Annotated in this window: 11 protein-coding genes; 5 read left to right on the top strand and 6 right to left on the bottom strand. The window is 64.3% G+C overall.

Translation table 11 applies throughout. The features are described 5' to 3' along the window. The first annotated feature begins 199 nt into the window (after nucleotides 1–199). Genes dps through PATSB16_RS08480 form a run of 3 tightly spaced genes read left to right on the top strand, consistent with a single transcriptional unit; the run spans nucleotide 200 to nucleotide 4,444 of the window. Entirely contained in the window at nucleotides 200–685 is a 486-nt protein-coding gene (gene dps, locus PATSB16_RS08470; protein WP_047213752.1) for a DNA starvation/stationary phase protection protein Dps, read from the top strand. 54 nt (nucleotides 686–739) lie between these two features. Beyond that, nucleotides 740–3,424, top strand: a complete 2,685-nt coding sequence (locus PATSB16_RS08475) for a bifunctional acetate--CoA ligase family protein/GNAT family N-acetyltransferase (protein ID WP_047213753.1) — start codon at nucleotides 740–742, stop codon at nucleotides 3,422–3,424. A 42-nt stretch (nucleotides 3,425–3,466) separates the two neighbouring features. Then, a complete protein-coding gene (locus PATSB16_RS08480) occupies nucleotides 3,467–4,444 on the top strand; it encodes a magnesium and cobalt transport protein CorA (RefSeq protein ID WP_047213754.1) in 978 nt (325 codons plus the stop codon). 32 nt (nucleotides 4,445–4,476) lie between these two features. On the opposite strand, the gene PATSB16_RS08485 is transcribed toward PATSB16_RS08480, so the two are convergent. From PATSB16_RS08485 to PATSB16_RS08500, 4 genes are read right to left on the bottom strand one after another with little or no spacing between them, the layout of a single operon-like run. After that, on the bottom strand, nucleotides 4,477–5,268 hold the full coding sequence (locus PATSB16_RS08485) for a metal ABC transporter permease (protein WP_047216398.1): 792 nt from the start codon (nucleotides 5,266–5,268) through the stop codon (nucleotides 4,477–4,479). Between the two features lie 17 nt (nucleotides 5,269–5,285). Continuing rightward, nucleotides 5,286–6,149 (bottom strand): metal ABC transporter ATP-binding protein, encoded by an 864-nt coding sequence (locus tag PATSB16_RS08490; RefSeq protein ID WP_047213755.1) that lies wholly within the window; start codon nucleotides 6,147–6,149, stop codon nucleotides 5,286–5,288. Beyond that, on the bottom strand, nucleotides 6,146–7,045 hold the full coding sequence (locus tag PATSB16_RS08495; RefSeq protein WP_047213756.1) for a metal ABC transporter solute-binding protein: 900 nt from the start codon (nucleotides 7,043–7,045) through the stop codon (nucleotides 6,146–6,148). The genes PATSB16_RS08490 and PATSB16_RS08495 overlap by 4 nt, the downstream gene beginning before the upstream one ends. A gap of 18 nt (nucleotides 7,046–7,063) precedes the next feature. Further along, nucleotides 7,064–7,525 carry a Fur family transcriptional regulator gene (locus PATSB16_RS08500; RefSeq protein WP_047213757.1) on the bottom strand — a complete coding sequence of 154 codons (462 nt, stop codon included), beginning with the start codon at nucleotides 7,523–7,525 and terminating at the stop codon, nucleotides 7,064–7,066. A 281-nt stretch (nucleotides 7,526–7,806) separates the two neighbouring features. Here PATSB16_RS08500 and PATSB16_RS08505 point away from each other — a divergent pair, with 281 nt between their 5' ends. Next, entirely contained in the window at nucleotides 7,807–8,655 is an 849-nt protein-coding gene (locus PATSB16_RS08505; protein ID WP_047213758.1) for an N-acetylmuramoyl-L-alanine amidase, read from the top strand. Here the strand turns inward: PATSB16_RS08505 and PATSB16_RS08510 are convergent. Continuing rightward, nucleotides 8,588–11,533 carry a transglycosylase domain-containing protein gene (locus PATSB16_RS08510; RefSeq protein WP_072628625.1) on the bottom strand — a complete coding sequence of 982 codons (2,946 nt, stop codon included), beginning with the start codon at nucleotides 11,531–11,533 and terminating at the stop codon, nucleotides 8,588–8,590. The two genes, PATSB16_RS08505 and PATSB16_RS08510, sit on opposite strands and share 68 nt — an antisense overlap. 373 nt (nucleotides 11,534–11,906) lie before the next feature. Here PATSB16_RS08510 and pip point away from each other — a divergent pair, with 373 nt between their 5' ends. Next, on the top strand, nucleotides 11,907–12,899 hold the full coding sequence (gene pip, locus PATSB16_RS08515) for a prolyl aminopeptidase (protein ID WP_047213759.1): 993 nt from the start codon (nucleotides 11,907–11,909) through the stop codon (nucleotides 12,897–12,899). A gap of 25 nt (nucleotides 12,900–12,924) precedes the next feature. On the opposite strand, the gene PATSB16_RS08520 is transcribed toward pip, so the two are convergent. Beyond that, on the bottom strand, nucleotides 12,925–13,326 hold the full coding sequence (locus PATSB16_RS08520) for an SRPBCC family protein (RefSeq protein WP_047213760.1): 402 nt from the start codon (nucleotides 13,324–13,326) through the stop codon (nucleotides 12,925–12,927). Nucleotides 13,327–13,420: the final 94 nt, after the last annotated feature.

Below are 13,420 nucleotides of genomic sequence, written 5' to 3' on the forward strand. Positions count from 1 at the left end.
CCCGGAGTGTTGGCGTTCTTCCCGTGAAGATGTTCTGGCGGCCTGATCGGCCTGCTAGAATGATCCATCGCCCGTCGGGATCGGCTCGCTGGAGCCACCGATCCCGCACCTGTGACTTACCGCTCGGCGGCGCTGCTCAATGGCGCCCGCCAGGTTTGCCGCCGGCACATCGCCGGCGTTCTTTATCAGGAGAGACAGCATGGCGCTTTATCCCACCCGCAACACTCTGCCCGAAGAAATTCGCGTGCAATCCATCAATTTGCTGGGCCAATCGCTGGCCACCGCGATCGATGTGCAACGGCATGCCAAACAAGCTCATTGGAACGTGCACGGGCCAAACTTCATCGCCTTGCATCTGCTGTTCGACGAAGTGCATGGCGCGTCGCTCGAGTGGGCCGATCTGTGTGCCGAGCGCATCGTCGCGCTGGGCGGCACGGCCGATGGACGCGTCGAGCAAGTGGCCAGGACGACCCCGCTCAACCCGTATCCGCTGCAAGTCAAGGACGGTGCCGAGCACGTATTTGCGCTGGCCGCCGCGCTGGCCGCCTTTGGTGAACAGGTGCGCATCGCCATCAAGGCATCGGCCGATTTCGACGACCCGACGACTTCCGATTTGTTCACCGAAATCTCGCGCGGCGTAGACGAGTATTTGTGGAAAGTCGAAGCGCATCACCGCTCCAATTGATCCATCGCTGCCGGGTCGACACCCGGCGGCTGACTCGCCGGCGAGGAAACCGCAATGACCGTCCGGAATCTCGATATTCTGTTCAAACCGCGCTCGGTGGCTGTGATCGGGGCGTCCAGGCGAGCGCAAAGCGTGGGCGCAACGGTGCTGCACAACGTGTTGCATGGCGGCTATACCGGAATGGTCTATCCGGTCAATCCAAAATACGACCGTCTGGCAGAGCAGAAAAACTACCGCAGTGTCGCCGCGCTGCCCGAAGCTCCCGATCTGGCGGTCATCTGTACGCCGCCGGCGACAATCCCGGGCCTGATCGCCGAGCTGGGCCGGCGCGGCACGCGCTCGGCGGTGGTGCTCACCACGGGCCTGGCGCGCAACAAGGACGGTCCCGAGCGCGAGCTCCAAACGGCGATGCTGGCGGCGGCCAAACCTCATCTGCTGCGCATTCTCGGGCCGAACTCGGTGGGCATGCTGGTGCCCGGCATCGGCTTGAACGCCAGCTTTGCTCACACCAATGCGTTGCCCGGCAAGCTGGCATTTCTTTCGCAATCCGGTGCATTGACTACGGCGATGCTGGACTGGGCTCGCACCAAGGGCATCGGCTTTTCGCATTTCGTCTCGCTGGGCGATCTGGCCGACATCGATTTCGGCGACATGCTCGACTATCTCGCCAACGACGCCGGCACCAGCGCGATTCTGCTGTATATCGAGTCGATCCGCGACGCGCGCAAATTCATGTCGGCTGCGCGGGCCGCCTCGCGCAACAAACCGGTCGTGGTGGTCAAGTCGGGCCGCGGGCCGGAGGCGGCTCACGCGGTCGCTTCGCACACCGGAGCCTTGACGGCCAGCGACGACGTCTACGACGCGGCATTCCGGCGCGCCGGTATGCTGCGCGCCAATACGCTCGAAGAATTGTTCTCCGCGGCGGAAATGCTCGCGCGTCTCAAGCCGCTGGCGGGCGAGGGGTTGGGCATCATGGCCAACGGCGGCGGACCGGGCGTGCTGGCCACCGATGCGCTGGTGCTCGGCGGCGGCAAGCTGGCCGCTTTCGATGCGTCCACGCTGGCGCGCATCGACGCGCTGCTGCCGCGATCGCTGGCACGCGCCAACCCGATCGACATGGGCGGCGACGCTTCCGTGGCCCGGTTTTCGGGGGTACTGGAGGCACTCTCGCAAGACCCGAACACCGGCGCGGTGCTGCTGATTCATGCGCCTTCGGCGCTGCTCGACAGCGATGCGCTGGCCCAGTCCCTCGCGCCGATCATTCGCAACGCACGCCGCAATATCTTTACCAATTGGCTGGGCGGCGAAGCTGCCGAGACGGCCCGAAGAATCTCGCGCGACGCAGGCGCCCTGACATTCGATACGCCGGAGCGGGCGGTACAGGCGTTCCAGGCCGCCGTCGATTATCGGCGTAACCAGCAGATGCTGATGGAAGTGCCGCCGTCGGTCGCGCAATCCTTCGTGCCGGATACCGAAACCGTTCGCAAGCTGGTCGGGCAGGCGCTGGCCGACGGTCGCGAGGCGCTGGGCGAGCCCGAAGCGATGGCGGTGCTGGCCGCCTATGACATCCCGGTGGTAGAGGCGCGTGTGGCCCGCACGCCGGAGCAGGTTGCGGAGCTCGCGCAGATGATTGGCTTTCCGGTCGCGGTCAAGCTGATCTCGCCAGACCTGGCACACAAATCCGATGTCGGCGGCGTGGTGCTGGATATCCGTTCGCCCGCGCAGGCCAGCATGGCGGCGCGGCAGATTGCCGAGCGCGTGCACCTGCATCGCCCGGGTGCGCGGCTGGCCGGCTTCAGCGTGCAGCGCATGGCCGGCAGCGAGAGCGGGGTCGAATTGATCTTGGGCATGGCAACCGATCCGGTATTCGGGCCGGTGATTCTGTTCGGGCAGGGCGGCGTGGCGGTCGAAGCGATCGGCGATCGTGCCATCGGCCTGCCGCCGCTCAATCTGCCGCTGGCGCGCGAACTGGTCTCGCGCGCGCGTATCAGCAAGTTGCTCGCCGGCTATCGCCACTGGCCGGCGGCCGATCACGAGGCGATCTACCTGACGCTGGTCAAACTCTCGCAACTGGTGTGCGATGTGCCGGAGATCGTCGAGCTCGATATCAATCCGTTGCGAGCCGACGCGCATGGCGTGCTGGCGCTCGACGCGCGCATCGTCGTGCGCGAGGCGCCCGCGCCCGCTCAGGCGCGTCTGGCGATCCGGCCCTACCCGAAGCAATTGGAGAGTCGCCTCGAGTCGAATGGGCAAACCATTGTTTTTCGGCCGATCCGCCCGGAAGATACCCAGGCCTATAACGATCTGTTCTCGTCGATGACGGCCGAAGACGTGCATTTCCGCTATTTCGGGCTGATCCGCTCGCTGTCGCGCTCCCAACTGGCGCGCACCACGCAGATCGATTACGATCGCGCGATGTCGTTTGTCGCCATGACGCCCGGCGACACCCCGGGCACGGAGGAGCGCATGCTGGGCATCGCGCAGGCCATCGTGGACCCCGATAATTTCTGCGCCGAATATGCGATCACGGTGCGCTCCGACCTGCAGGGCAAGGGCCTGGGGCGCATTCTGACGACCAAGATGATCGACTATTGCCGCCAGCGCGGCACGGCGGAAATGGTCGTATACATCCTCTCCGACAATCGGCGCATGCTCACGCTGGCACGTCACCTCGGGTTCGGCGAGGCCGAAAGCGAAGGCGATGGCGTCTTGCGGCTTACGCTGAGACTGCAGCATTGATATGCCGCGGATAATGAACCGCCCCCCAAGGAGAATCCGACAATGCTGGTGAATTGCGCGGCCTATCAAGACGGCCGCAAGCTCGCTGATATTCAGCCCGATGACATCAACACCTATCTGACCCGGCCCGGCTGCTTCGTCTGGGTCGCACTATGCGACATCGAGCCCGGCGAGCTGACACATATGCAGCGGCAATTCGGATTGCACGACCTGGCGGTCGAAGACGCCACGCATGGCCATCAGCGCGCCAAGATCGATGAATACGGCGAATCGCTGTTTACCGTGCTGCACGTGATCGACCGGCAGGACAACGGCGATCTGACGCAAGGCGAAATCGACATTTTCACCGGACCCAACTACGTGCTGACGGTGCGCCACGGCACCCGGCAAAGCTTCAAGGACGTACGCGCGCGTTGCGAGCACGATCCCGAGTTGCTGAAGCAGGGCCCGAGTTTCGTGCTGTATGCGCTGATGGACAGCGTGGTCGATCGATACTTTCCATTGCTCGAAGATCTCGGCGCCGAAGTCGACGACATCGAGGACCGCCTGTTCGTCAAGTCGGACACGCGCGCCTCGCGTGCCATGATCGAAGACATGTATGCGATCAAGCGCCGGCTGATGATCCTGCAACATACCTGCGCGCCGCTGCTCGACGCCGTCGCCAAGCTGTGCGGCGGCCGCGTGCCGGCGATCTGTCATGGCATGCAGGATTACTTTCGCGATGTGCAGGATCACCTGCAACGCATCAGCAAGGTCGTCGAGGGGCGGCGCGATATGCTGACCACGGGGTTGCAGGTCAATCTGGGCATGATCTCGCTGGCCGAGAGCGAAATCACCAAGCGGCTGGGCGCGTTCGCCGCGTTGTTTGCCGTGCCGACCATGATCGCCGGCATCTACGGCATGAATTTCCGGGACATCCCGGAGCTCCACGCGAGGTACGGGTATCCGTTATGCCTCGTGGCAATGCTGGGAATCGATTTGTTCCTGTGGTGGCGTTTCAAGAAGGTGGGCTGGCTGTAGCGGCGGCGCCGTGCCGGCCCAATGGCTTGGCGTCAGTGTGCGCCACGCCGCCAGGCCACGCTCAGGCCGTAGACGAGGGCCGAGAGCAGGGTGATCCAGAAGCTGCTCGGCCAGTCGGTGTAGAAGGCGAACGTGATGCCCAGCCAGGCCTCGAACACGGCCAGCAACGCCGCGCAGGCGACACCGCTGCCCAGACGGGTGGTGAAGTTCTGAGCCGCCGCGGCCGGCCCGACCATCAGCGTGAACACCAGCAGCACGCCGACGATCTGCGTGCACTCGGCTACCGCCAGGGCGACGATCGCCAGGAACAGCACCGACACCAGACGCAGCGACACGCCCTTGGCCTCGGCCAGTTCCGGCTGCAGCGAAGCAAACACCAACGGCCGCGCAATCACCGCAAGCGCCAGCAGGCTCACGATACCGAGCAGTGTCAGGATGCGCAGCGTCGATGCGCTCACGCCAAGCACGTTCCCGAACAGCAAGCTGGTGACCTGGGTCGCGTAAGACGTAAAGAAATGCAGAAACAGCAGCCCGAAACCAAGCGAGAGCGAGAGTATCAGCCCGATCGCGACGTCCCTGCCGACCAGCCGCTCGCCAAGCAGCCCCATGCCGACGCCGGCCGCGAGCGTAAAACCGATCAGGCCCCAGATCGGTGAGACGCCGATGAGCACCGCACCGGTGGCGCCAGTGAATCCGACATGCGAGAGTGCGTGCCCGGCAAAGGTCTGCCCGCGCATGACCAGGAAGAAGCCGACCGTGCCGGCGACCAGCGCGACGATGCCCGCCGCGGCAAACGCGCTGATCATGAAGTCATACTGAAAGATGCTGGGCATGGCGCGTGTCAACCTGCTTCGTGATGGTGATGGGCGTGAGCGCCTGATTCGTCATGCGCGTGGCCGTTTTCATGCTGATGATCGTGCTTTTCGATCTCGACGCCGCCGGACATGACAAAAATCCGGCCGTTGACCCGCATCACGTCGATCGGTGCGCCATACAGGCGCGACAGCACGGCAGGCGTAATGACTTCGGCCACCGGGCCGAGTGCGGCGTCGCCATTGCCCAGATACAGCACCCGGTCCAGCGCACCGAGCAGCGGGTTGAGTTCATGCGCGCTGAACAGCACGGTGATATTCAGCTCACGCTGGATGCGCCGCACCAGCTCGACCACGCTGGCCTGATGGTTCGGGTCCAGGCTGATGAGCGGCTCGTCGAGCAGCAGCAGCTTCGGTTCGCCGAGCAAGCACTGCGCCAGCAACAGACGCTGCCGCTCGCCGCCCGAGAGTTCGGCCAGCGGCCGGTCGGCCAGATGCTGCGCGCCCACGATTGTCAGCGCATGCTCGATCGCTGCATGTGCGGCGCGGTCCAGATGCGGCACGCCCCAGCGGTGACCGTCTGCCGCGCAGGCGACAAAATCGCGCCCGCGCAGCCGGCGCCCGGCCAGCGTGCTGCGCACCTGGGGCATGTAGCCGATGTCCGGGTTGCCTCGCGCAACCGGCTTGCCCAGCACCCGAATCTGGCCTGCGTCCGGCACTATCAGACCCAGCAATGCGCGCATCAGGGTCGTCTTGCCGGCGCCGTTGGGCCCCAGCACGCCAATGAATTCGCCCTGGCCGATCGACAGACTCACGTCGCGCAAAATGATGCGCCGGCCATGCGCCAACGTGACGTGCGTCAGCTCGATCGCAGCGGGTTTGCCCTGGCTCACCGCGCCGCTCCGTGCAGCGCCGCGTCGAGTTCATTCAGCTGCTGCAGCATCCATTGCTGGTAGGACAGGCCGGCCGGCTGAGTCTCGGTGACATGCACCGCCGGCACGCCGCTTTGCTCGGCCAGACTCAGCATGCGGCGAGTCAGGTCGTCGCTTGCCTGGCTGTTGTAGATAAGCGCTTTGACACGCCGCTGGCGCAGATCCTGTTCGAACGCCGCGATGTCGGCCGCGCTGGCCTCGGTTCCGTTCATCGCCGCCATCTGGAAACGCATATTGCGCATCGTCAGGCCCAAGGCGCCGGCCATGTAGCCGAATACCGGCTCGGTCGCGGTAATCGGCGTGCCACGATAGCGGGCCCGCATCGCGGCGATCTTCGCATCGAGCGGCTTGAGCGAATCAAGGAACGCGCCCAGGCGCTGATCGTAATCGCTCGCATGCGCCGGATCGGCTTGCCTGAGGTAAGCGGTAATGGCCTTGGCCACGGCCGGCATGGTCTCGGGCGAGTACCACAAATGCGGGTTGTCGCCGGGCTTTTTGCCGAGCAGAGCGGCGGCCACGATGCTCACACGCCGCGGCGCCTTCGAGGCGGCCAGCAGCTTTTTCATCCAGGGGTCGTAAGCCGCTCCGTTGTACACCACGAGCCTGGCTTGCGACAGCGCACGTGCGGTTTTCGGGCTGGCCTCGAACAGGTGCGGGTCTTGATCCGGGTTGCGCAAAATGCTGGTCACGGTCACATGAGTGCCGCCCAACTGCTGCACGACGTCGCCGTAGAAATTCTCGGCGGCGACCACCGGCAAGGGGCTCGGCGCATCGTTTGCACGGCCGGGACCGGGCGCACAGATCAGTAGCGTGGCGAAGAGCGCGGCAAATATTTGTTTCAGGTGAATTCTTTGCATCGGAGAAGATCCGGACGATCAGGGTTTGTGATGCGCGTGGCTGTGCTTGCAGTCGCCGCAGATGCCGCTCAACTCGACCACCTGGCGATGGACCTCGAAGCCGTGAGCGGGTTGGCTGTGCGAAAGTTTGTCGGCCAGTTCGGTGCCGGGTATCTCCAGCGCGTGCCCGCATTCCTCGCAAATCAGGAATTGCCCCTCATGCGGCTCGCCCAGCTCGCAGCAGGCGAAAAACGCGTTTTTGGACTCGATTCGATGAATAAATCCGTTCTCGACCAGGAAATCGAGCGCGCGGTACACCGTGGTCGGCGGGACCGGGCCGCGCTGCGGCGCAAGCGCCGCCAGCAATTCATAGGCGCCGATCGGCCGCTCGGCGGCCAGCACCAGTTCATAGACTTGCCGGCGCAATGTGGTAAAGGCAAGCCCGCGCTGCGCGGCGATGGCTTCGGCGCGGGCAAGACGATCCTCGATATTCGCGGGCATGGCGACTCCCAGGAAGACATGACGACAAGAATCGACATGATATAACGTATCAAATGGAATCGCAAAACTTGTTTTCCTCGCCAAGGCGAGGTCCCGCGATTTTTCCGAAATCGGGCTGGAATTCGCGAATTGGATGTGCGGATATTTCCAACCAGAACTCGTCGCCATCTGAAAATCACGCTCAGCGCGTATCGGCGCCCCCAAAGCCCCGCATTGACACAACCAAAGCGCAGCCAATTCCGTCGAACGGCGCTCGTCAATTCGCATGCCAAGGGGCTGCCATGAAGAAATCAATCGCCGTATCCGCAGGACTGGGAATCATGTTGAGCGGATGCGCCGGGCTCGCGCCTGAAATCGTCTGTGTCGAGGACCGGGGGCAATACAAGGCTGACACCGCCTCCTATCGGTCCGTGGGTCAAAACGAAAGAATCCGCTACCTCGTTTTGCATTACACCGCCGTCGACGATGAGGAGTCGCTCCGGTTGTTGACCGCCGGCGGCGCCAGCGCCCATTATCTCGTCACCTCGAATCCAGGCGCGCACGGCGGCAAGCCGGTCGCGCTGCAACTGGTCGACGACGACAAGCGCGCGTGGCATGCCGGCGTGAGCTATTGGAATGGACGCCACAATCTGAACGACACGTCGCTGGGCATCGAGATCGTCAATCTTGGCTATACCGACGAAACATCGGGGCGCCGCTGGCATCCCTATCAGCCCGCGCAGCTCGACCTGATCGAGCGTCTGGCCGCTGACCTCGTCAAGCGCTACGGCATCAGCCCCGACAATGTCGTCGGCCACAGCGATATCGCGCCGCTGCGCAAGTCCGCCCCAGGCCCGCTGTTTCCGTGGCAAGCGCTGGCGCAGCGCGGGATCGGCGCCTGGCCCGACGCCGGCACCGTCGACAAATATCTCGCCGGCAGAACCCCCACCGAGCCAGCCTCGGTCGCACGTATCCAGCAGGCCTTGGCCAAGTACGGTTACCGGGTCGAGCAAACCGGCACGCTCGACGAGGCCACGCGCCAGGTCATCAGGGCGTTTCAGATGCACTTCCGGCCGGACGATATCAGGGGCGAGCCGGATGCCCAGACCGAAGCGATCGCACTTGCGCTGGTCGACAAGTATCGGTCTTGATGCCTGCCGCTGACTCAGCCCCATGGCAGGCCAATGGCGTGGGCGCGTCAGGCGGCCCCGCCATGGTCTTGATGATCGGCGCGAGAGCTCGCAGCAGTTGCACCGCCATCGCGCTGGTGAAGGTGTAGCGCGACGCATATGGCTCGTGCACATAGGCAGTGATGCTGCCAAACATACGATGGCCGACGAAAAACACGAAGGTCGCGCTGCGATTGATGTCGTGCGTGGCGATCAAGCGGCCGCCGGGCGCGTAAACCGAGAAAGTCTGCGTGCCCGTGCCGGTCTTGCCGCCGGCGGCCTGGAACACACCCTTTAGCCCGTCGGCGGTGCCGCTATCGACGACTCGCACCAGCGCGCGCTGCAACGTGTCGGCGACGGCAGCCGGCAACAGGCGCGCGCCCTGGGTCGGGCGCCGCGCAAAATCCGTCTCGTAGGGCGTGCCGCGGGCAAAATTCAGGGCACGCACCGACCCGGCCGGCCATTGCACGCCATCGTCGAGAATCAGCCCGATCAGCTTTGCCAGCGCGGCTGGCCGATCGCCCGAGGCGCCGATCGCGGTAGCCAGCGAGGGCGTCAGCGTGCCGAATGGATATCCCAGCCGCCGCCAGTCCCGATCGATGCGCTGGAACGCCGCGATTTCTAGCAGGTGCCGGATCCGGTTCGTCTGACCGGCACGGCTGCGCGGTCTGAAGAGCCATGCGTAGGCTTCTTCACGCTGCGCATGGCTAACCTGCAATACCTGCGCCAGACCGGCCGCCGGATGCGCGCGCAGGTAAGCGGCCAGCCACAGCTCGAGCGGATGCACCCCGACCAGATAACCGCGGTCGTTCAGGGAAAAGCGGTCGACGCCATATTTGGTGTAAAGCGTTTGCAGATCGCGATCGGACAGTCCGCGATAGGTCGCCGGCAAGCGGCGTCGCATGGCTCGCGCGAACTGCGCCTCGCTGGCCGACGGCTCGACGGTGCGCAGCGCCGTCGCCAGGCGCACCGGGGTGATCCATTTGTTTTGCAGCAGCAGATCGAGCATCTGAGCCGGCGTCTTGCCATGGTATGCGTGGTAGAAGCGCCGCAGGAATTCGCTGCCCTCCATATCGGCGAAGCGAGCCAGATAGGCTTGCCGCTGCGGCGACTGACGGGCCGCCAGCCACTGGTCGACCGTCGGGTCGATCCGCAGAATTTCGTAGCGCACGATATCGCGCATCAGCCGCACGAACACCAGATTCACCGAGTTCTGGAATGCCGCCTGAACCGTGAACCTTTGCGAGTTCTCCCACTTGGCGAAGTTGTGAAAGCGCTGCAGGCCGCCGCCAGTGGCGAACGCTTCTCCCGGGTCGGCGGAATACTTGCGTTGCATCGCGGCGCGCAGCATCTGCGGCAAACCGGCATTGGGGGTGTGCATCAGATAATCGACTGCCCAGCGGCTCAAGGCATCTTCGGGCGCCAACTTCAAGTGGCGCAGCGCGGCTGGCGAAAGACCGGCGTAGCGCCGATGCAGCGCGGTGACGATTTCCAGATAGGTCGTCAGCGTGCGTAGTTTGGCGGTCGAACCGAGGTTCAGGCGAGCGTCCCGATTCAGGTCGAACGGCTCGTCCACGGTATCGGCCTGCACACGCAGCCAATTGGTGTCGCCGCGATGCTCGTACAGCATAAAGCTGATCCGGAGCCGGCCGGGATCATCGCCCGAGCGCAGCATTTGTACGCCATACATGCCGGCCGCCCTGGCGCCCGCTGGCGTGCGCACGCGCATCAGCGCGGCGGTGATGGCCTTTTGCGCCGCACGATCGATACTGGACGCGGCGCTCAGATCGAGCCGATCGAGGTCGTATAGCGAATCGACGCCCAGCAAGGCCGACAGCCGGGTCCGCAAGTCGCTGACCGCCTTGCGCGTCACGTACGATGGGGTGGGGCGCCGAGGCACTGCCGGCGCCAATCGCAATGGCACCGCCAGTGCCGCATCGCGCAGTTGCGGCGCAATCACGCCAGCCTTGGCCAGTCGTTTGAGATACTGGTCGGTCAGCTCGCCCAGCGCCGACAGATTGTGCTGCAGGTAGAACGATGGCCCGCGCTGCGCGATGATCAGCGATAGCGCTTCCTTATAGACGCGCGCCTGCGCGACGGTTGGCCGCTGCGTCGCGGACGACATGCCAGGCACGCGGCGCAGCAACTGATTGGCGCGATGAAAATCCTCCCCGTACCAGAGCGCCAGGCCGTCGCCGATTCCTTCTACCGCGCCATGACCGGCGCGCGCGGCCAACGGGACCGTATCGAAATAGGTCAGCACGATGTGCCGGCGGTAGGGCAGCGTGTTTTCTCCGTCGAGATAGGCGCGCACCGAGGCGCTGGCCATTTGGCGCAGCTTTTCCATTCGGGAAACGGTCCGCCCGCCGGGCGAATGGCGATATTTCTCGATCTGGGTTGCCAGCGTGCTACCGCCCGGCGTCGGATGGTCCCGGTCGAACAGATGCAGGCCCTGGTCGAGCACTGCGTGCGAGAAGCGCCGCCAATCGATGGCGGGATTAAGCATGGGATGCGCCGCATCGAGCAGGTCACGGTCTTCGATAAACAGCAGGCTGCCGACCAGCACGGGTGGAATGGCCTGGAAATCGGCGTAGGCAAAGTGCGGAAAGTGCTGGCGATACAAATCGAACCCGTCGCAATCGAGCAAGCGCAGGCCGGCCTGGTTTTTTTCGCGATATGGCGTGAACAGACCCTGGTCGATCAGGCGGGCCATCTCGGGCGAGATGCGTGCTTGCGAGGCAATCCTGAAACCCTCGCTGGCAAGTCGGTGAGCGAAACCCGGCAATTCGACATAACCGAGACGCATGTCGTACGGACCATGGCTCGGAAAGCGGATCGCGCCGCTCGGGCTGGCACTCACCCGATACGCCAACTGCCTGTCGAGCCTTGCGAGGTAGACAGCCTGGAAGCGCGAGGACCGAATTTCCGAGGCGACCAGAGCGACAGCAAGGCAGACCGCCCCACCCACGGTGGCGAATAAAAAGTATTTACCCCAAGGACGTCGCGACACTTTTTCGGATCGATCAGTGAAACGTCTGGGCGGTCTCGCTCGGCGGTGCTTGCATCGCGCGAAATCGTCAACAGTTGGATAAAGCAACCGATGCTTTAGTTTCGCTCCAATCGCATCTGCCGCGGGCACTTGGTGCAAAATGACGCATGGAGGCGGCGAGCCCGGAACTTCGGCCGAGCTCGTCTTGCCGCTGTTTTCCGCAAGATCATGCCAAGGATGAACGATGACCGAGCGCACCGACGCAAAATCCGCGGGCAGCACCGCGCCAAGAGGTTTTTATCCGCCGCTGGAGCCATTCAAGACCGGTTTTCTCGACGTCGGAGACGGGCACCGGGTCTATTGGGAGTTATGTGGTAATCCTAATGGCAAGCCGGCGGTGTTCCTGCATGGCGGGCCCGGCGGCGGATGTTCGGCGGATCATCGGCGCCTGTTCAATCCGCAGCGCTACTGCGTGCTGTTGTTCGACCAGCGCGGCTGCGGCCGCTCGACGCCGCACGCCTGTCTCGAGGCGAACACCACCTGGCATCTGGTGGCCGATATCGAGCGGCTGCGCGCCATGCTGGGCGTCGAGCGCTGGCTGGTGTTCGGCGGCTCGTGGGGCAGCACGCTGGCCCTGGCCTATGCGCAGAAGCATCCGGAGCACGTCAGCGAACTGATCGTGCGCGGCATCTTCACGGTGCGCCGAGAGGAGCTTCACTGGTACTACCAGGAGGGCGCCTCCTGGCTGTTCCCGGATAAATGGGAGCAGTTCATCGCGCCGATTCCGCCGGCCGAGCGGCACGATCTGATCGCCGCCTATCGGCGCCGCCTCACGGGCGAAGACGAAGCGCAAAAAATGGCTGCCGCCAAGGCCTGGAGCGTGTGGGAGGGCAGCACCATCACGCTGCTGCCGGACGACGCGCTGGCCGCCGCGTTTGGCAACGACGAATATGCGCTGGCCTTCGCACGGATCGAAAACCACTACTTCACGCACGGCGGATTTCTCGAAGCGGGGCAATTGTTACGCGACGCGCCGCGCCTGGCCGGCATTCCGGGCGTGATCGTGCAAGGCCGCTATGACGTCGCCACCCCGGCGCGCACCGCGTGGGACTTGCATCGCGCCTGGCCCGAGGCACAATTTCATCTCGTCAGGGATGCCGGACACGCCTACGACGAACCCGGCATTCTCGACCGGCTGATTCGGGCCACTGATGAATTCGCGGGGATCGCAGGCTGATCGGAAATTGCGCCGGCAATCCGGATCAATCCGTGAACAGCCGCTTGAGCGCCTGCAAATCGCGCTCGACCCATTGGGCGTCGCGGGCGAACGTTGCCTCGCTCATGCCAGGCGAGCGCAATAGCGTGAACATCACTGTGCAGCCGTCGCCGTTGGCGACGACGCGCATTGGCACGTAGATTTCCTCGCCCGAGGCGAGCCTCACGTAATGATCGAGCACACCGAAATCGTTGCGCTCGGCAAAACGTATCGTCACGCGACCCTCGGGGCCGTCCGCGAACCACTGTTGCCCGACGCGCTGCAACGACTGTCCCAGGCCCGACGCCCATCGCTTGAAACTTTGCGGGTCGGCGGCAAAATCGTAGACTTCACGCCAGGGACGATCGATCGAAACGGTGAGCGTGCGTAACTCGGCGGTGGGTTGCATTTCAGCTCCTCGGCAGGGACGCCGACCAACGGGGTCGGGCATCATTGTGGCACGCGGCGCAGGCAGCCGCGTCGCCGGTATCGCAAACAAGGGG

The organism is Pandoraea thiooxydans (assembly GCF_001931675.1).
Taxonomy (GTDB): domain Bacteria; phylum Pseudomonadota; class Gammaproteobacteria; order Burkholderiales; family Burkholderiaceae; genus Pandoraea; species Pandoraea thiooxydans.

What these genes read in the sequence shown, in the direction of transcription:
- dps (WP_047213752.1), top strand. Translation starts at nt 200, where the DNA reads ATGGCGCTTTATCCCACCCGCAACACTCTGCCCGAAGAAATTCGCGTG.
- PATSB16_RS08475 (WP_047213753.1), top strand. Translation starts at nt 740, where the DNA reads ATGACCGTCCGGAATCTCGATATTCTGTTCAAACCGCGCTCGGTGGCT.
- PATSB16_RS08480 (WP_047213754.1), top strand. Translation starts at nt 3,467, where the DNA reads ATGCTGGTGAATTGCGCGGCCTATCAAGACGGCCGCAAGCTCGCTGAT.
- PATSB16_RS08495 (WP_047213756.1), bottom strand. Translation starts at nt 7,045, where the DNA reads ATGCAAAGAATTCACCTGAAACAAATATTTGCCGCGCTCTTCGCCACG.
- PATSB16_RS08500 (WP_047213757.1), bottom strand. Translation starts at nt 7,525, where the DNA reads ATGCCCGCGAATATCGAGGATCGTCTTGCCCGCGCCGAAGCCATCGCC.
- PATSB16_RS08505 (WP_047213758.1), top strand. Translation starts at nt 7,807, where the DNA reads ATGAAGAAATCAATCGCCGTATCCGCAGGACTGGGAATCATGTTGAGC.
- pip (WP_047213759.1), top strand. Translation starts at nt 11,907, where the DNA reads ATGACCGAGCGCACCGACGCAAAATCCGCGGGCAGCACCGCGCCAAGA.
- PATSB16_RS08520 (WP_047213760.1), bottom strand. Translation starts at nt 13,326, where the DNA reads ATGCAACCCACCGCCGAGTTACGCACGCTCACCGTTTCGATCGATCGT.